The sequence below is a fragment of the Novosphingobium sp. PP1Y genome, assembly GCF_000253255.1.
Lineage (GTDB): Bacteria > Pseudomonadota > Alphaproteobacteria > Sphingomonadales > Sphingomonadaceae > Novosphingobium.
The window spans coordinates 3,111,077-3,128,629 of the sequence record NC_015580.1; the positions used below are offsets into that span (position 1 = coordinate 3,111,077).

The 17,553-nt window shown below is 64.0% G+C and carries 16 protein-coding genes; 4 read left to right on the plus strand and 12 right to left on the minus strand.

Annotated elements, in window-relative coordinates:
• Positions 1-18: 18 nt before the first annotated feature.
• The 4 genes from PP1Y_RS20725 (at position 19) to PP1Y_RS20740 (ending at position 3,689) form a co-directional block, all read left to right on the plus strand.
• Positions 19-594, plus strand: coding sequence for a shikimate kinase (locus PP1Y_RS20725; RefSeq protein WP_041559053.1), 576 nt, complete (start codon positions 19-21; stop codon positions 592-594).
• The gene (gene aroB / locus PP1Y_RS20730) at positions 585-1,700 is read left to right on the plus strand and encodes a 3-dehydroquinate synthase (RefSeq protein ID WP_013833948.1); all 1,116 of its coding nucleotides are present in this window, start codon (positions 585-587) and stop codon (positions 1,698-1,700) included. Before PP1Y_RS20725 ends, aroB begins: the two co-directional genes overlap by 10 nt.
• A 298-nt stretch (positions 1,701-1,998) precedes the next feature.
• The gene (locus tag PP1Y_RS20735) at positions 1,999-2,184 is read left to right on the plus strand and encodes a DUF3008 family protein (protein WP_041559054.1); all 186 of its coding nucleotides are present in this window, start codon (positions 1,999-2,001) and stop codon (positions 2,182-2,184) included.
• A gap of 98 nt (positions 2,185-2,282) precedes the next feature.
• Complete coding sequence (locus PP1Y_RS20740) at positions 2,283-3,689, plus strand: peptide MFS transporter (RefSeq protein WP_013833949.1); 1,407 nt, start codon at positions 2,283-2,285, stop codon at positions 3,687-3,689.
• 7 nt (positions 3,690-3,696) lie between these two features.
• On the opposite strand, the gene PP1Y_RS20745 is transcribed toward PP1Y_RS20740, so the two are convergent.
• From PP1Y_RS20745 to gor, 12 genes are all read right to left on the minus strand, one after another.
• Entirely contained in the window at positions 3,697-4,479 is a 783-nt protein-coding gene (locus tag PP1Y_RS20745) for a thioesterase family protein (RefSeq protein ID WP_013833950.1), read from the minus strand.
• A complete protein-coding gene (locus PP1Y_RS20750) occupies positions 4,479-4,850 on the minus strand; it encodes a tRNA-binding protein (RefSeq protein ID WP_013833951.1) in 372 nt (123 codons plus the stop codon). Before PP1Y_RS20750 ends, PP1Y_RS20745 begins: the two co-directional genes overlap by 1 nt.
• Before the next feature lie 3 nt (positions 4,851-4,853).
• Positions 4,854-6,875: an acetyl/propionyl/methylcrotonyl-CoA carboxylase subunit alpha gene (locus PP1Y_RS20755; RefSeq protein WP_013833952.1), complete on the minus strand. Its 2,022-nt coding sequence runs from the start codon at positions 6,873-6,875 to the stop codon at positions 4,854-4,856.
• Positions 6,875-7,231, minus strand: a complete 357-nt coding sequence (locus PP1Y_RS20760) for a lysozyme inhibitor LprI family protein (protein ID WP_148275035.1) — start codon at positions 7,229-7,231, stop codon at positions 6,875-6,877. Before PP1Y_RS20760 ends, PP1Y_RS20755 begins: the two co-directional genes overlap by 1 nt.
• Before the next feature lie 118 nt (positions 7,232-7,349).
• Positions 7,350-8,402 (minus strand): biotin synthase BioB, encoded by a 1,053-nt coding sequence (gene bioB, locus PP1Y_RS20765; protein WP_013833954.1) that lies wholly within the window; start codon positions 8,400-8,402, stop codon positions 7,350-7,352.
• A 10-nt stretch (positions 8,403-8,412) separates the two neighbouring features.
• Positions 8,413-9,216, minus strand: coding sequence for a DUF3445 domain-containing protein (locus PP1Y_RS20770; RefSeq protein WP_013833955.1), 804 nt, complete (start codon positions 9,214-9,216; stop codon positions 8,413-8,415).
• A gap of 20 nt (positions 9,217-9,236) precedes the next feature.
• Positions 9,237-11,375 (minus strand): methylmalonyl-CoA mutase, encoded by a 2,139-nt coding sequence (gene scpA / locus PP1Y_RS20775; RefSeq protein ID WP_013833956.1) that lies wholly within the window; start codon positions 11,373-11,375, stop codon positions 9,237-9,239.
• 107 nt (positions 11,376-11,482) lie between these two features.
• Positions 11,483-11,920, minus strand: coding sequence for a methylmalonyl-CoA epimerase (mce, locus tag PP1Y_RS20780; RefSeq protein WP_013833957.1), 438 nt, complete (start codon positions 11,918-11,920; stop codon positions 11,483-11,485).
• 4 nt (positions 11,921-11,924) lie between these two features.
• The gene (locus tag PP1Y_RS20785; protein ID WP_013833958.1) at positions 11,925-13,109 is read right to left on the minus strand and encodes an acetyl-CoA C-acyltransferase family protein; all 1,185 of its coding nucleotides are present in this window, start codon (positions 13,107-13,109) and stop codon (positions 11,925-11,927) included.
• A 192-nt stretch (positions 13,110-13,301) separates the two neighbouring features.
• Positions 13,302-14,828 (minus strand): acyl-CoA carboxylase subunit beta, encoded by a 1,527-nt coding sequence (locus PP1Y_RS20790; RefSeq protein ID WP_013833959.1) that lies wholly within the window; start codon positions 14,826-14,828, stop codon positions 13,302-13,304.
• A gap of 162 nt (positions 14,829-14,990) precedes the next feature.
• The gene (locus PP1Y_RS20795; protein WP_013833960.1) at positions 14,991-16,046 is read right to left on the minus strand and encodes a cytochrome c oxidase assembly protein; all 1,056 of its coding nucleotides are present in this window, start codon (positions 16,044-16,046) and stop codon (positions 14,991-14,993) included.
• Positions 16,047-16,109: 63 nt separating this feature from the next.
• Complete coding sequence (gene gor / locus PP1Y_RS20800; RefSeq protein WP_013833961.1) at positions 16,110-17,456, minus strand: glutathione-disulfide reductase; 1,347 nt, start codon at positions 17,454-17,456, stop codon at positions 16,110-16,112.
• Between the last annotated feature and the right edge of the window lie 97 nt (positions 17,457-17,553).

Genomic DNA, 17,553 nt, shown 5'->3' on the forward strand with positions numbered 1-17,553 from the left:
ACTATAGGCGGTGGGGCAATGGACGTTCAACAGACCCACTTCTCCGCACAGGAAATTGCCGCACTGGCAAGGCGCATCGATCGCCCGATCGTGCTTGTCGGCATGATGGGGGTTGGCAAGTCGAGCGTGGGCAAAAGGCTGGCCTCGCTGCTCAACTGCCCCTTCGTCGATGCCGACGAAGAAATCGAACGCTCCGCCCAGATGGGTATTCCCGAGATCTTCGAGACTTACGGCGAGGACTACTTCCGCGACGGCGAGCGCCGTGTAATCGCCCGCCTGATCGACGAAAGCGAAGGGTGCCGCGTGATAGCGACGGGCGGCGGCGCCTTCTGCAATGCCGAGACCCGCGCCTTGATTCTGCATCGCGCCCTCACCATCTGGCTGGACAGCGAAGTCGATACCCTGGTCGAGCGGACCGGCCGCAAGGACAACCGCCCGCTGCTGAAGGACGGGGAACCGCGCGAGATCCTGGCCCGGCTGCGCGAGGAACGCCGTCCACACTATTCGCAGGCGCCGATCCATGTCCTGAGCGGACCCGGACCGCACGTCCAGACTATCAACAAGGTCCTTCAGGGAATTTCGCAATGGCTGTGATCCCGGTCAATATCGCCGGTCGCCCCTACGAAGTACGCGTAGGCGCAGGGCTCCTCGCCGAACTCGTGCCCCATTGCCGCGGCAAGCTGCGCAAGCGGGACGTGCCGATCGTCACCGACGCCAATGTCCATGCCGCCTGGGGCGACCTTGTCGAGGCCAGCCTGCGCGACAACGGCCATGAACCGCACTGGCGCATCCTGCCGCCGGGCGAGCACACCAAGTCCTGGGACGAACTGGCGGCCACGGTGAACTGGTTGCTTAGCCTGGAGGTCGAGCGCGGAGATCACATCATCGCGCTTGGCGGCGGGGTCATCGGCGATCTCACCGGCTTTTGCGCGGCAGTGCTGAAGCGCGGGTGCAGGTTCATCCAGGTCCCGACCACCCTGCTTTCGCAGGTCGATTCGAGCGTCGGCGGCAAGACCGCGATCAACACCCCGGCAGGCAAGAACCTCGTCGGCGCCTTCCACCAGCCCTCGCTGGTCCTCGCCGACCTCTCTGCGCTCGAGACGCTGCCGACCCGCGAGCTACTCGCCGGTTATGCGGAAGTCGTGAAGTACGGCCTGATCGACGATGCCGACTTCTTCGCATGGTGCGATGCCAACGGCGCAAGAATGGTCGCCGGCGACAGCGCCCTGCGCGAATATGCCGTCGCGCACTCGGTCGCCGCCAAGGCCCGCATCGTTGCAGAGGACGAGTTCGAAACCACCGGGCGCCGCGCCCTGTTGAACCTCGGCCATACCTTCGGACACGCGCTGGAGGCCGAAACCGGCTTTTCCCAGCGCCTGCTCCACGGCGAGGCAGTGGCGCTCGGCATGGTCCTGGCGGCGCGCTATTCCGCACGCAAGGGCCTCATGCCCATGGCGAGCGCGGATCATGTTGCGCAGCATTTCGGCGAAGTCGGCCTGCCCGCCAACCTCTCGGCGCTCGGCCTCGACTGCGATGGAGCCGCACTCGTGAAGCACATGCTCCATGACAAGAAGATGGATGCCGGTACCTTGCCCTTCCTGCTCATGAAGGGCATCGGCAAGACCTACCTCGACAAGGAAGTCTCGCTCGACGATGTCGCCCAGTTCCTCGACGGCGAACTCGCCCGCGAGCCGGCCTGAGGCTAAGACACGCGTCTTAACGAGGGCGCATACCTTTCTGGATGCACCGTGCAGCACAAGCGGCGGGCCGTCCCCCCAAGCGGGAACGGCCTCGCATTTGCGCGCGTTCCCGAGATGGATTGGAGTACCGCTTAAGAGCCACGAGCGGGTCGCAAAGGATTGCCCTTGGCCGGGGGGGAACGTCCCCGAGGCACCCGGGGGCACCGGAAGGCGGTGGGTCGATCGGGCCTGCCGCCTTTTCCTTGGCGCGAATCGCAGGGCATTGCGGAAGCACAAGCAAGGAAAGGACACGCGGACCATGCCTGCCAAATCCAAGGCCCAGCAGAAAGCCGCCGGTGCGGCACTTGCCGCCAAGCGCGGCGAAGCCAACAAGAGCGACCTCAAGGGCGCTTCGCGGGAAATGTATGAATCGATGAACGAAAAGCAGCTCGAGGACTTTGCGGGCACTTCTCGCAAGGACAAACCGGACCACATCGACGAGTAGCCCGTTGCCACGATCCGGCGGGGTATCCAGCGCCCCGTGACATTACGCAAAAATGTTTCTAAGTTACCCACTTGGATAACAATAATGCGAAGGGCGCAATGACTGTTGCCGAAGCAACTCCGGAACTGGATTTCCCCGAAGAAGCCGTCGCGGACGACCGCGCCTTTCTCGGACATCCCAAGGGCCTTGGCTATCTTTCGTTCGTCGAAGGCTGCGAACGCTTCTCCTACTACTCCATGCAGACCCTGCTGGTGCTCTACATGGTCAAGTATCTCCTGCTTCCGGAGAACATCGGGAAAGTCATCGGTCTCGACTGGCTGCGCACCGGATACTACGCAGGGCTGAGCGGGCAGCCGCTCGCCTCCGCGATCTTCGGCGATTACACTTCGCTGGTCTATCTCACCCCGATCCTGGGGGGAATTGTCGCCGACCGCTGGCTCGGGCGCCGCGCCACGCTGATTGCGGGCGCGCTGATCATGTCCCTAGGCCATTTCCTGATGGCCTTCGAAGGCATGTTCCTCTTCGCACTGATTTCGCTCGTCGTCGGCGTAGGTCTGTTCAAGGGCAACATCGCCAGCCAGGTCGGGGAGCTCTACAAACCCAACGACCTGCGCCGGGCGATGGCGTTCCAGATCTTCTACATTGCCATCAACGTCTCGGTCATCGCGGCCCCGCTGATCTCGGGCACGCTCGGCGAGAAGGTCGGTTGGCACTACGGCTTCGGCACTGCCGGCGTCGTCATGGTCCTGGGCCTGGTGCTGTACCTGCGTGCGCGGCCGTATCTCCCCGCCGATGCCGCCGACACCAAGGAAGGCAAGGCAAAGTCCACGGGACTGGAGCGGAGCGACTGGCCCCGACTTGGCGCTCTGGCGATCCTGGTTCCGGTGCTCGCGATCGCCATCCTGACCAATCAGGAAATCTTCAATGCCTATCTCGTCTGGGCGGATGCGAAGTTCCAGCTCACCTTCTTCGGCGAAACCCTGCCGACAAGCTGGATGATCACCATCGATGCTACGCTGAGCTTCTCGATGCTGGTCGCAGTTGCCGCATTCTGGAAGTGGCGCAGCGATCGCACCGGCCGCGAACCGGACGAACTGGGCAAGATGATCATCGGTTCGGTCTTCACCGTGATGGGCGGCATGTGCCTGGTGATCGCCGCAGCGACGGCGGGGGACGCGAAGATCGGCCTGTTCTGGCCGGTCATGTTCCACCTGTTCAACTCGATCGGCTTCGCCCACGTCCTACCGGTCAGCCTGGCCCTGTTCACCAAGGTCGCCCCGCGCGCGCTCAATGCAACGGTCGTGGGGATCTACTACCTGGCCTTCTTCGCGGCCAACAAGACGGTGGGCATCGTCGGCGGCTGGTACTCCAGCATGGACACAGTCCATTTCTGGCTGCTCCATGTCGCCACCGCAGCCTTCGGCCTTGTCGCCTTCGCGGTGCTCAGGATGTTCCTCGGCAAGATCCTTGCCGACAAGGACGAGGAGCAATCGCAAGGGGCCTGAACCGGCCTCAACCGAAGAGCGCGATGGACTGCATTCCAGCGAGAATCGCCTGCCCTTGGGCGTTCCACATGGCCATGCGCTGACTTGAACAGCCGTGTCGGGCAAAGTCGCCGGTGGAGCGCAGCAGCCACCAGCCATCACGCGTCTGCGGCAGGGCCGTAAGCAGATTGACCTGCCAATGCATGCTGCTGACCGGAACCAGCGCCGGCATCATCGGTAGGACGCCCGGCGGCAACCCGTCCCCGCACAGCAGGATCTCGACCATCGGATCGAGCGTACCCCAGTCGCGTGAGCGCAGCCACCAGCAGTAGTCGGGCTCTCGCTCGCCCTGCATTGCTACGCCAAGGCGCACATCGAAATGGTCGCGAATGAACGGCGCAAGCAAGTCGGGCGCCATCGGCGGCGCATCCTCGAGCGCCACGACGTCGTCCGGCACCGGGCGCTCGTCCAAGGTCAGCGTGCTTTCGATCGCCCCCATGAACACGAAGCTGGCGGTGAACGCCGGCCCCTTGTCGCCAGTGATCTGCGCCGAGACCCAGGTGGCATTGCGCCCTTGGCGCTCGACCTTGGCATGCGCCTCAATACGACCGGAAAGCGGCGCCATCATCGCCAGTTGCGCTGAGCGCAGGGGCGGCAGGTCCCCTCCCACCTGCTGCGCGGCGACCAGCGCCAGGGCAGAGGAAAATCCGCCGTAGGCCGTGCGCCCCTGGAGCCACCGGGACGGCACTTCGACGGCAAGGCCGTCCTCGAGCGTCTCGCCTGAAGCAAGCACCTGCGCAAAGCCGGTCATCAGAACAGGCGCGATCCGTTGGGGACCGCCTTGTCCGGCGAGAACAGCGTCACCCGGCCCTCCTCATCGGCAAAGCCCAGTGTCAGTACTTCGGACAGCGCCTTGCCGATCTGGCGAACGGGAAAATTGACCACGGCCGCCACCTGGCGTCCGATCAGGTCTTCAGGAGAATAGAGCGCCGCGACTTGCCCGACGCTCTTCTTCTCACCGATGCCGGGACCGAAATCGATCCGCAGCTTGTAGCTCGGCCTTCGCGCGCCTTCATAGATTTCGGCCGCCACGACGGTGCCGATGCGAATGTCGACCTTCAGGAAATCGTCGAAGGCAATCGCATCGGCTGCAGGTGCGGCCGGATCATGATCGAGGTGCAATCGTCACTCCATCTCGAGAATGACGGCGTCGACCGCGAGGCTTTCGCCGGCCTTGGCATTGACCGACTTCACCACGCCCGCTTTCTCGGCGCGCAGGATGTTTTCCATCTTCATCGCCTCGATCACCGCGAGCGGCTGGCCGGCTTCGACCTTCTCGCCCTCGCTCACGTTCAGCGCGACGAGCAGGCCCGGCATCGGGCAGATGAGGAACTTGGAAAGATCCGGCGGGATCTTTTCGATCATGTGCTGCGACAGATAGGCCACGCGGGTCGGCAGGCAGTCGACCTTGTGGATTGCGCCGCGCGTGGTCATCTTGAAGCCGGTGCGGGTAACTTCGAGCTTGATGCCAAGGTCCTCGCCGTCGACTTCGGCTTCGACCAGGCGGTCGCCCGGCGTGTACTCGAGCGCGAGTTCGACTTCCTCGCCGTTCACCGTCACCACATCCTCGTCAAGCACGACCACGTAGTCGGTCTTGTCGATGGTCACTGTCCAGTCGGCCGGCGGATCGGTCGGATCGGCAAGCTGGCCGGAGATGCGGCGCGAGCGGTCCGAGCGCGCAGTCGCGACGAAGCCGGCCACGGCGGCAAGCTTCACCTTCAGTTCTTCCGACGTCGCCGCGCCGGTGAAACCCTCGGGATATTCCTCGGCGATGAAGCCGGTGGTCAGCTCGCCCGAGCGGAAGCGCGGGTGCTGCATGATCGCCGAGACGAAGTCGATATTGTGGCCGAGACCTTCGATCTCGAAGGCGTCGAGCGCGGCGATCTGCTTGTCGGCGGCCTCATCGCGGGTCTTGCCCCAGGTGATCAGCTTGGCGATCATCGGGTCGTAGAACATCGAGACCTCGCCGCCCTCGTAGACGCCGTCGTCGACGCGAATGCCATCGATACCGCGGCGCCCGTTCTCCGCACCGTCATCGGTCCAGCCATCCACCGGCGGCTGATAGCGCACGAGGCGACCGGTCGAGGGCAGGAAGCCGCGATAGGGATCTTCGGCATAGACGCGGTTCTCGATGGCCCAGCCGTCGATCTTCACGTCATCCTGCGTCATCTCCAGCTTCTCGCCGGCAGCGACGCGGATCATCTGCTCGACGAGGTCGACCCCGGTAATCGCTTCGGTGACCGGGTGCTCCACCTGCAGGCGGGTGTTCATCTCGAGGAAGTAGAAACTCTCGCCGCTCGGGTCGGCGCCTGAGACGATCAGCTCGACCGTGCCCGCCGAGTAGTAGCCCACGGCTCTGGACAGCGCGACGCACTGTTCGCCCATGGCCTTGCGCATCTTCTCGGTGACGAAGGGCGACGGCGCTTCCTCGACCACCTTCTGGTGGCGACGCTGGATCGAGCACTCGCGCTCGTTCAGGTAAAGGATGTTGCCGTGCTTGTCGCCGAGGATCTGGATCTCGATGTGGCGCGGATTGAGAATGAACTTCTCGATGAAGACGCGGTCGTCACCGAAGGAGTTGAGGCCCTCGCGCTTGACGGACTCGAAGCCCTCGCGGACGTCCTTCTCGGAATAGGCCAGCCGCATGCCCTTGCCGCCGCCGCCGGCCGAAGCCTTCATCATCACCGGGTAGCCGATGTCGTTGGAGATCTGCACCGCGTGCTCGGTGTCCTCGATCTCGCCGACGTAGCCGGGCACGACGTTGACGCCGGCTTCCTTTGCGAGCTTCTTGGACTCGATCTTGTCGCCCATCGCGGCAATCGCGTTCACGGGCGGGCCGATGAACTCGATGCCTTCCGCAGCCAGCGCCTCGGCGAAGGCCGTGCGCTCGGAGAGGAAGCCGTAGCCCGGGTGAACCGCTTCGGCGCCGGTCTGCTTGCAGGCCTCGATGATCTTCTCTGCGATCAGGTAAGACTGCGCGGCAGGCGCCGGACCGATATGCACTGCCTCATCGGCCATCTGCACGAATGGCGCGCGGGCATCGGCATCGGAATAGACGGCGACCGTCTGGATGCCCATGCGGCGCGCGGTCTTGATGACACGGCAGGCGATCTCGCCCCGGTTAGCGATGAGGATCTTCTTGAACATCAGTTCTCCGTTTCCACGTATTCGCGCAACTGATCGGTGCGCGCCTCGGTGAGTCGTTGCATGCAGGTGTTCTGAACGAGCGGCCAGATCGTGCCGCTCTGCTCGCGCGGGCCATTCTCGGCCAGGCACTGGGCGTCGCGGAACGCGAGCCACTTGCGCTGGGCATCGAGGAGCCTTGCGAATTGCTGTGCGCCTTCGGACCGGGCCTTGGCCGCGGCCTGCTTCCACGCCGCGTTAAGCGAGCGGTCGGCGGCCTGGAGGTCCTTGTAGGCGCAGATGTTCATGTGCGTCTGCGTCATTGCATTGGAGCAATCGACTTGCGGCTCGGCCGCCATCAGCAACAGCGTGAAGATCACTCGGCCCCCTCCCCATTGCCGTCACCCTTGCGAAGGCGGGATTGCCGCTTGAACGCAAGGTCCCGCCGTGCAGCGGGCTCCCCGCCTGCGCGGGGATGACGAGGGAGGGCCGCGGCCATCAGTCCATCGCTTCCAGCTTGATGCAGCCCTTGGGCATGCGCGACGCTTCGACCTGCGCATCGGTTTCGCTGATCGCCATAGGCTTGATGCCGAGGCGCGCGAACATCGCCGCGTCGTTGTCATCGCCCGCGTTGGGCGCGGTGAGCAGCTTGTCGCCGGTGAAGATCGAGTTCGCGCCGGCCATGAAGCACATGGCCTGGGTCATCTCGGACATGGACTCGCGGCCCGCCGAAAGGCGTACCATCGAACGCGGCATGGTGATTCGCGCCACCGCGACCGTGCGCACGAATTCCACGTCATCGATCTTGGCAAGCGGGGTATCGGCGAGCATGTCACCCAGCACCGTGCCCTTGACCGGGACCAGAGCATTGACCGGTACCGAGCCGGGATGCTCGGGCAGCGTCGCCAGCGTGTGGACGAAGCCGACCCTGTCCTCGCGCGTTTCGCCCATGCCGACGATCCCGCCCGAACAGACGTTGATCCCTGCCGAACGCACGTTGGAAAGCGTCTCGAGGCGATCGTCCATCGTGCGCGTGGTGATGACCTGGTCGTAGCGCTCAGGCGAGGTGTCGATATTGTGGTTGTAGTAGTCGAGCCCGGCATCTGCCAGCATCTGCGACTGCTCAGGCGTGAGCATGCCCAGCGTCATGCAGGTTTCCATGCCCATCGAGCGCACGCCCTTCACCATCTCGATGATGGCCGGCATGTCGCGATCCTTGGGGTTGCGCCACGCGGCGCCCATGCAGAAGCGTGTGGAGCCCTGATCGGCCGCCTGCGCCGCGCGCTGCAGCACGGCCTGCACGTCCATCAGCTTGGTCGCCTTGACGCCGCTGTCGGCATGGACCGATTGCGAGCAGTAGCCGCAGTCCTCGGCGCAACCACCGGTCTTGATCGAGAGCAGCGTCGAGAGCTGCACTTCGTTATGCGGGTGATTGGCGCGGTGGACCTCGGCGGCGCGAAAGACCAGCTCGGTGAAGGGCAGGTCGAACAGCGCAGCGATTTCCTCACGGGTCCAGTCGGTACGGGGCTCGGTTTGGGGGGCGTTGGTCATCTCGAATTCCTCAGGCAGCCTTGGCCTGCGCACGGCGCGCGGCATAGGCGGTCAGCGCCGCTGCATAGTGCGGTCCGGCGCGACGTTCCAGTTCCCCACCTGCAAAACCCTCCACCGACTGCGCAATTCGCGCCACCGCAGCGTCGCTGAGCTGGCAGAGGGGGTTTAGGTAAATGCCGATGGTGAAGACGATCGCGCGCGATTTCGGCAAGCGCCGCAGTGCTTCGCGTTCGCAGCGCACGAACAGCGTCTCGCCTGCATTGTCCGCAGTGACATGGGCAAAGCGCTGCTCCGGCGCAGCTGCGGGCATGTAGCGCAAGTCATTCGAGGCCACGACGAAGGCATTGGTGCGTCCGAAGATGTTGAACGACTGCAATCCGTTCATGAACTTGTCCACGCCCGGGGCCAACTGCTCGGCATAGCCGTGGATCGGCTCATGGACCTGGTGCAGCGGGCGGCCAATCTTTTCGGACAGACGCCAGTCGGTCGGAAAGGCGACGGCCCCTGCCCCCAGGCGGAACGGTTGTCCCGGCGCATCCTGCACCATCACGCACAGGTCCTCCCAGACCGAGCGTGCGCAAGTCTCCAGTCCGCCCTTCACGCCAAGCAGGTCTGCCAGTTCGGCAATCCCCGCTTCGGCTTCGGGCAGGACCATCACGCTCTCGGGATGGGCGTCAAAGCCCGCCGCGCGCGCGGCCAGGTTCGGCTCGGGATCAAGCCACCGGCTTTCGTCTAGACGCACCAGCCCCATGCGCAGCGGGCCGGAGACCCGCGCGTCAGGCAAGAGCGCCTCGACAGAGAAACCCAGTGACATCGCCCCTCGCCCCTCGCGCCTTACTCGGCCGCTTCCAGTTCGCTGCCGGCGGGCGGCATGTTGTGGCCCAGGAGGCGCAGCATGTCGGCGGCGCACTCGACCACGTTCGAACCGGGACCGTAGATGCCCTGAACGCCCGCCTTCTTGAGGAAGTCGTAGTCCTGCGGCGGGATGACGCCGCCCGCGACGACCTTGATGTCGGCGCGTCCGGCATTGCGCAGGTGGCCGATCAGTTCGGGGATCAGCGTCTTGTGACCGGCCGCCAGCGAAGAGGCACCGACCGCGTCAACGCCGCTTTCCAGCGCCATCTGGCAGGCTTCTTCCGGCGTCTGGAACAGCGGGCCGGAGACGACCTCGAAGCCCATGTCGGTGAAGGCCGAGGCGATCACGTTGGCGCCGCGGTCATGGCCGTCCTGGCCCATCTTGGCGACGAACATCTTCGGCTTGCGGCCCAGGCGGCGGGTAACCGCTTCCACGCCGTCGATCACCTGCTGGTAGCGGTTGTCGCCGGCATAGGCCGAACCGTAGACGCCCTTGACCGGGGTGGGGAACGTGCCGTGACGGCCGAAGACGGCTTCCATCGCGTCCGAGATCTCGCCCAGGGTCGCGCGGTGGCGCGCAGCCTCGACTGCCAGCGCCAGCAGGTTACCCTTGCCCTTCGCACCTTCGGTGATCGCCTTGAGCGCAGCCTGGCAGGCCGCTTCGTCGCGGCTTTCGCGGGCGCGCTTGATGCGGGCGATCTGCGCTTCGCGGACCTTGTGGTTGTCCACTTCCAGCGTCTCGATCGCGTCTTCCTGATCGCGGCGATACTTGTTCACGCCGACGATCACGTCATCGCCCTTGTCGACGCGTGCCTGGCGACCGGCAGCGGCTTCCTCGATCATCGCCTTGGGCCAGCCGGCGGCAACCGCCTTGGCCATGCCGCCTTCGCTCTCGACGCGCTCGATGATCTCCCAGGCCTTGTCGACCAGTTCCTGCGTCAGTGCCTCGATGTAGTAGGAGCCGCCCAGCGGATCGACGACATTGCACATGCCTGTCTCTTCCTGGATGACGATCTGGGTGTTGCGTGCGATGCGGGCCGAAAAGTCGGTCGGCAGCGCAATCGCCTCGTCGAGGGCATTGGTGTGCAGCGACTGGGTGCCGCCCAGCATCGCGGCCATCGCCTCGATCGTGGTGCGCATGACGTTGTTGTAGGGATCCTGCTCCTGCAGCGAGACGCCCGAGGTCTGGCAGTGAGTGCGCAGCATCTTGGAGCGTTCTGACTTCGCGCCGAGCTCGGTCATGGCGCGATACCACAGCGTGCGCGCGGCGCGCAGCTTGGCGATCTCCATGAAGAAGTTCATGCCGATCGCGAAGAAGAACGAGAGGCGGCCGGCGAACTTGTCGATGTCGAGGCCAGAGGCCACGCCGTACTTCACGTACTCCATGCCGTCGGCGATGGTGAAGGCCAGTTCCTGCACCTGCGTCGCCCCGGCTTCCTGCATGTGGTAGCCGGAAATCGAGATCGAGTTGAACTTCGGCATGTGGTCCGCCGTGTAGGCGAAGATGTCCGAAATGATCCGCATCGAGGGTTCGGGCGGGTAGATATAGGTGTTGCGGACCATGAACTCCTTGAGGATGTCGTTCTGGATGGTCCCGGAAAGCTGTTCGGTGGGAACGCCCTGCTCCTCGCCGGCGACGATGAAGAAGGCGAGCACGGGAATCACGGCGCCATTCATGGTCATCGAGACCGACATCTGGTCGAGCGGAATGCCGTCGAAAAGAATCTTCATGTCTTCGACCGAGTCGATGGCGACGCCTGCCATACCAACGTCACCAACGACACGCGGGTGATCGGAATCGTAGCCGCGGTGGGTGGCAAGGTCGAAGGCGACCGACAGGCCCTTCTGGCCCGCCGCAAGGTTGCGGCGATAGAAGGCGTTGGATTCCTCGGCGGTCGAGAAACCGGCGTACTGGCGGATCGTCCAGGGACGGCCTGCATACATCGATGCCTTGACGCCGCGGGTAAAGGGCGCAAAGCCGGGCAGGCCCGGATCGGTCTTGACGTCCTCGGCGGTATAGAGCGGCTTGACCGCGATGCCCTCGGGCGTGTGCCAGGTCAGGTCCTTGCCCTTGACCTCCTTGTCCGCCGCTGCCTTCCAGTCGTTGATGTCAGCCATTTCCCGTTTCCCTCGTATATTTTCCTCCCGGTACGAACCGGGATCGCTGGCATTCTCAGGCCGCGCCCGGCCAGCGGTCCCGGGTCAGACCCGGGACGCCTTGTTCCTCAATGCGCTTCCCTGGGCGTTTCCATGATCTCGGTGAGCTGGCCGCCCATGTCCTTGGGGTGGACGAAGAAGATCAGCGTCCCGTGTGCGCCGATGCGCGGCTCGCCCAGCACCCGCTTGCCCTGCCCTTCGAACCAGGCCTTCGCCTCATGGATGTCGGGCACTTCGTAGCAAATGTGGTGCTGCCCCCCGAGCGGGTTCTTCTCCAGCCACTTGCCCACCGCGGAATCCGCTTCTGTCGGTTGCAGAAGCTCGACCTGCGTGCCCGCGGTCCCGTTCTCGCCCGGGGTGTTGACGAAACAGACGCGCACCTTCTGACTGTCGAGCACGAAGGGCTCGGTAATGTCGGTGGCGCCCATCACGTCGCGGTAGAAGGCGATCGAGGCATCGAGATCCGGCGTCGCGACACCGATGTGGTTCATGCGGCCGAGCTTCACGAGATCAGCCCTCCACGTTCTCGATGACCATGGCGATGCCCTGGCCGCCGCCGATGCACATGGTGATGAGGCCGTACTTGCCGCCTGTGCGCTTGAGTTCGTAGATCGTCTTGATCGTCAGGATCGCACCGGTCGCGCCGATCGGATGGCCCAGCGAAACGCCCGAACCGTTCGGGTTGGTCTTGGCAGGATCGAAGCCGAGCTGCTTGGCAACGCCGCAAGCCTGTGCAGCGAATGCCTCGTTGCTCTCGATCACGTCGATCTGGTCGAGGCTGAGACCTGCACGCTCGAGAGCGACGGGAACTGCCTTGACCGGGCCCAGGCCCATCAGGCTCGGCTCGACGCCGGCATGGCCCCAGCCGAGAATCCTGGCGAGGGGTTTGAGTCCCTTGGCCGCAACGGCCTTGCCGCTGGCGAGAACGACTGCGCCGGCGCCGTCGTTGAGGCCCGAGGCATTGCCGGCCGTGACCGTACCGTCCTTCTGAAACACCGCCTTGAGGCTGGCCATGCCTTCCAGCGTGGCATCGGCGCGGACATGCTCGTCGGTGTCGAACACCTTTGTGCCCTTGCGCGACTTGATCTCGACCGGGACGATCTGGTCCTTGAAGTAACCTTCGGCAATCGCCTTGGCGGCGCGCATGTGGCTCTCGACAGCCAGCGCGTCCTGCTCTTCACGGCTGATCTGGCACTGCGACGCGATGTTCTCCGCGGTCACGCCCATGTGGATGCCCTCGAAGGGATCGTGCAGCGCACCGAGCATCGCGTCCTCGAACACGACATTGCCCATGCGCACGCCGTTGCGGGCGGAGCTGGTCATGTGCGGGGCATTCGACATCGATTCCGCACCGGCGCCGATAGCGAAGTCATGCTCGCCAAGGGCGATGGCCTGGGCCGCCGAAACGATCGCCTGAAGTCCAGAGCCGCACAGGCGATTGACGTTCATGGCCTGCGAGGAAACCGGGACGCCCGCGTTTACCGAGGCAACGCGCGAGATGTAGGCGTCCTTCGGCTGGCTGGGCACGACATTGCCGACCACCACGTTCTGGATGTCCGAAGCACTGATTCCCGAGCGCTTGATCGCCTCTTCCATGACGATCGTGCCAAGCTCGGCCGGACGGAAAGGTGCCAGCGAGCCACCGAACGAGCCGATAGCAGTGCGGGCGCCGCTGAGGATGTAGATATCTTCCATGATCTGTACTTTCTCCTGCGGAAGGACGCGATCCTCTTGGCGGGACCTGCAGCCGTCCTGATTTCATCCAAATGCCGTCCCTTGAGCTTGCGTCCCGCGTCTTTCGAAGCGGATACAGCGGGGGCAGCCATCGATCACGTCCGGATCGGCAGGGACGACGCATGAAGGCAATGTCGTCCTGCCCACCACGGATTACAATGGAATGTTGTCGTGCTTCTTCCAGGGATTCTCGAGCTGCTTGTTGCGCAGCTTGCGAAGCCCGAGGGCGATGCGACGACGGGTGGAATGCGGGTAGATGACTTCGTCGATGTAGCCGCGGCTGGCAGCCACGAACGGGTTGGCAAAGCGGTCTTCGTATTCCCTGGTGGCAGCGGCCATACCGTCGGCGTCGCGGCCGCGGAAGATGATCTCCACCGCGCCCTTGGCGCCCATGACCGCGATTTCGGCGGTCGGCCAGGCATAGTTGAGGTCGCCGCGCAGGTGTTTGGACGCCATGACGTCGTAAGCACCGCCATAGGCCTTGCGGGTGATCACGGTGATCTTGGGCACGGTGGCTTCGGCATAGGCGAAGAGCAGCTTCGCGCCGTGCTTGATGATGCCGTTGTGCTCCTGGTCGGTGCCGGGAAGGAAGCCGGGAACGTCGACGAAGGTGATGATCGGAATGTTGAAGGCATCGCAGAAGCGCACGAAGCGCGCGGCCTTCTTCGACGAGTTGATGTCGAGCACGCCGGCCAGCACCATCGGCTGGTTGGCGACGATGCCCACGGTCTTGCCTTCCACGCGGCCGAAACCGCAGATGATGTTTGCCGCATGCATCGGCTGGATCTCGAAGAACTCGCCCTCGTCCAGCGTCTTCCTGATGACTTCGTGCATGTCATAGGGCTGGTTGGCATTGGGCGGGATAATCGTGTCGAGGCTTTCCTCGAGACGGTCCCACGGATCGGCGGTCGGACGCTCGGGCACTTCCTCGCGGTTGGAAAGCGGCAGGAAGTCGAAGAAGTCGCGCGCGGCAAGCAGCGTCTCGACGTCGTTCTCCAGCGCCAGGTCGGACACCGAGGTCTTGCTGGAGTGCGTGACCGCACCGCCGAGTTCCTCCTGGGTGACGACTTCGTTGGTCACGGTCTTCACGACGTCGGGACCGGTAACGAACATGTAGGAGCTGTCCTTCACCATGAAGATGAAGTCGGTCATCGCCGGGGAATAGACCGCGCCGCCCGCACAGGGACCCATGATCAGCGAAAGCTGCGGGATCACGCCCGAAGCCATCACGTTGCGTTGGAACACTTCGGCATAGCCTGCAAGCGAGGCGACGCCTTCCTGGATGCGCGCACCGCCGGAATCGTTGAGACCGATCACCGGCGCACCGACCTTCATCGCGTTGTCCAGCACCTTGCAGATCTTCTGCGCGTGACGGTTCGAGAGCGAACCGCCGAACACGGTGAAGTCCTGGCTGAACACGTAGACCAGTCGGCCGTTGATCGTGCCCGAACCGGTCACGACGCCGTCGCTGGGGATACGCTGGTCCTGCATGCCGAAGTCGACGCAGTCATGCTCGACGTAGAGATCGAGTTCCTCGAAGCTGCCCTCGTCGAGCAGGACTTCCAGACGCTCACGCGCGGTCAGCTTACCCTTGGCATGCTGAGCGTCGATACGCTTTTGCCCCCCACCCATTCTGGCGGCGGCGCGACGCTTCTCCATTTCGGCAATATTCGCGGACATTCGGCTTCCCTTCTCCGAAGAGGTTTCAGCTTGTTCTCGTGTCCGTGCCTAAGGCAGGTTGCGAGCCTCAGGTCAATAGTTTTTAACCGACCGATTAAATCAACGCAGCCTCGAAAACCGCCACATTTGGCATACCCGATGGCCCGGGAGCGCAAGTTTCGCTCAACCGGGAATCTTGCCGGAGAGGCCGAAATCGCGGGCCTTGTCGTGCGGATGATCGATCACTGCGACCACGCTGACGGTGATCGCCAGCATGAGCAACGCAAAGCCCGCCAGACCGATCGCGAGGGCACGATTTGCAGGTGCTCGCTCAGCGGTCAGTTCGCGTCCCGTCCGCATCCGGCGCGACACCAGCCGCTCCTCCTCGCTGCCCCAGCGGTGGATCACCACAAGCGCGGAGATCGCGAACATCATCGTGCCCGGGATCCACATGACGATGCCGCCGGTCTGCTCATCGGTGAGCATCGAGACATGCCACATGTGCCCCAGCGCCAGGTAGGCATCGTAGAGCGGGATCGTCTTGAAGGTCAGGAACGCGCCCAGGACGATGTTGCCCAGCGCCGCAAAGACAAACATCGCAAGGCGCGCGCCCAGCCCCGGCCCTTGCGGTGCGGCGCGCCGGTCGAAGATGACCGAGAAGAAGATCAGCCCTGTCACCAGCAGGCTGATGTGCCACATGTAGTGGATCGGCTCGTCCAAGATCGCGAGATCGTGCCAGTGGGGCAACATCCAGAACAGGCTGGCCGCGAGAAACAGGACCGTCGCCACGAACGGGGTACGCAGGAAGTCGACAAGGCCACGCAAGGGCCCGGAACCGGCGAAGAACCGGCTAACGCCCCTGGGCAACCCGCGCACCAGCGCGGCCTGCGGTCGCGACAGGAAGATGAGCATCGGTGCCACCGTGCGCAGCAGCATATGCTCGACCTGGTGGACCGCAAAGATGTGGTCGGCCAGCCGCTCGACCGGAGAGATCAACGCCACGAAGAGGGCAAGCAAGCCACCGTTGAACGCCAGCAGCCGCCATCGCTCGGCGACGAGGCCATGCCGGCTGCCCTTCCAGTAGATCAGGGCAACGACCACGAGACCGACAATGATCTCGGGCGACAACTGCCAGAGCGTCCAGGGGCTGGCATCGGCGTGGACGTGCCCGCCATGGGCCAACGCAGGGGTCGAAAGCACCGCGAGAAGACTCGCGGGCAACCATCGGAAAACACGCATGCGAGGGGCATAGCCCCCCCGCACCGTCATGCAACCCCCGCAAAGCGCGAGGGCAGGCCTGCCCTACTTGAGCAGGACGAGTTCCTCCGACATCGTCGGGTGCACCGCGACCGTGGCGTCGAAGTCCGCCTTGGTCAGCCCCGCCTTTACCGCGATCGCAGCCGCCTGCATGATTTCGGGGGCCTCGGGCCCGATCATGTGCAGCCCCACGACGCGGTCCGTCTCGGCGTCGCAGATCATCTTGTAGAGCGAGCGTTCGTTGCGGTGGGCGACGACGTTCTTCATCGGCCGGAAGTCGCTGGTATAGACCCGCACAGTGCCCAGCTTCTGGTTCGCCTCTCCCTCGGTCATGCCCACGCCCGCGATCGGCGGATGGCTGAAAACGGCCGAAGGAATGCAGCTGTAATCGACCGTCGTCGGCTTGTCGCCGAAGACCGTATCGGCAAAGGCCTGTCCTTCGCGGATGGCGACCGGGGTCAGTTGCACGCGGTTCGTAACGTCGCCCACGGCGTAGATATGATCGACGCTGGTCTGCGAGTACTCGTCGACCTTGATTGCGCCCTTGTCGTCGACTTCCACGCCGACGTCTGCGAGGCCTAGTCCCTCGACATTGGGTACGCGACCGGTAGCGAACAGCACGCAGTCGACGTCCATCGGGTCGTGATTGCTCATCGAGACCTTGAGCGAGCCGTCCTCATTCTGCTCGATCCTCTCGAATTCGGCATTGAATCGGAACTCGATGCCCTTGGTCAGCGAGATCTGCAGCAGCCGGTCGCGCACACTTTCATCGTATCCGCGCAGAAGCTGGTCGGAGCGGTTCATCAGCGTCACCTTGGCGCCGAACTCATTGAAGATTCCCGCGAACTCATTGGCGATGTAGCCCGCACCGGCGATCAGGACGCGACCCGGAATCGCATCGAGATGGAAGGCCTCGTTCGAGGTGATGCCCAGCTCATGTCCCGGGAATGAGGGCACATGCGGCCGCGCGCCCGTCGCGATGAGAATGACCCTGGCGGTCTTCTTCTCGCCGTTCGACAAGGTAATTTCGTGCGGCCCTGTGATCCGTGCCCGCTCGTGAAAGATCTCCACCTCGTGATTGGTGAGCGTCTGCGTGTAGAGACCATTGAGGCGGTCGACATCGTTGAGCACGTTGTCACGCAGCTTGACCCAGTCGAACTTGGCCTCGGGAATGTCCCAGCCGAAGTGCTTGGCGTCTTCCAGATCTTCGGCGAAATGGGCGCCGTAAACCAGCATCTTCTTAGGGACGCAGCCGCGAATCACGCATGTCCCGCCAACCCTGAACTCTTCCGCCACGGCTACCCGCGCGCCGTGCGCTGCCGCAACGCGGCTGGCGCGCACGCCGCCCGAACCGGCGCCGATGGTGAAAAGGTCATAATCGTACTCGGACATTCACGTGCTCCCGGCCTGCGCCATTGGACTGGTCGGGGCGCATATGGGGCATAGAATCAGCGATTGCCAACCGCCTGAGCGCGATGGCGCAATTTTT

What these genes read in the sequence shown, in the direction of transcription:
- bioB (WP_013833954.1), bottom strand. Translation starts at nt 8,402, where the DNA reads ATGACCAACGCCCCCCAAACCGAGCCCCGTACCGACTGGACCCGTGAG.
- PP1Y_RS20725 (WP_041559053.1), top strand. Translation starts at nt 19, where the DNA reads ATGGACGTTCAACAGACCCACTTCTCCGCACAGGAAATTGCCGCACTG.
- PP1Y_RS20795 (WP_013833960.1), bottom strand. Translation starts at nt 16,046, where the DNA reads ATGCGTGTTTTCCGATGGTTGCCCGCGAGTCTTCTCGCGGTGCTTTCG.
- PP1Y_RS20745 (WP_013833950.1), bottom strand. Translation starts at nt 4,479, where the DNA reads ATGACCGGCTTTGCGCAGGTGCTTGCTTCAGGCGAGACGCTCGAGGAC.
- PP1Y_RS20785 (WP_013833958.1), bottom strand. Translation starts at nt 13,109, where the DNA reads ATGGAAGATATCTACATCCTCAGCGGCGCCCGCACTGCTATCGGCTCG.
- PP1Y_RS20740 (WP_013833949.1), top strand. Translation starts at nt 2,283, where the DNA reads ATGACTGTTGCCGAAGCAACTCCGGAACTGGATTTCCCCGAAGAAGCC.
- PP1Y_RS20755 (WP_013833952.1), bottom strand. Translation starts at nt 6,875, where the DNA reads ATGTTCAAGAAGATCCTCATCGCTAACCGGGGCGAGATCGCCTGCCGT.
- PP1Y_RS20735 (WP_041559054.1), top strand. Translation starts at nt 1,999, where the DNA reads ATGCCTGCCAAATCCAAGGCCCAGCAGAAAGCCGCCGGTGCGGCACTT.
- PP1Y_RS20790 (WP_013833959.1), bottom strand. Translation starts at nt 14,828, where the DNA reads ATGTCCGCGAATATTGCCGAAATGGAGAAGCGTCGCGCCGCCGCCAGA.
- scpA (WP_013833956.1), bottom strand. Translation starts at nt 11,375, where the DNA reads ATGGCTGACATCAACGACTGGAAGGCAGCGGCGGACAAGGAGGTCAAG.
- aroB (WP_013833948.1), top strand. Translation starts at nt 585, where the DNA reads ATGGCTGTGATCCCGGTCAATATCGCCGGTCGCCCCTACGAAGTACGC.
- gor (WP_013833961.1), bottom strand. Translation starts at nt 17,456, where the DNA reads ATGTCCGAGTACGATTATGACCTTTTCACCATCGGCGCCGGTTCGGGC.
- PP1Y_RS20770 (WP_013833955.1), bottom strand. Translation starts at nt 9,216, where the DNA reads ATGTCACTGGGTTTCTCTGTCGAGGCGCTCTTGCCTGACGCGCGGGTC.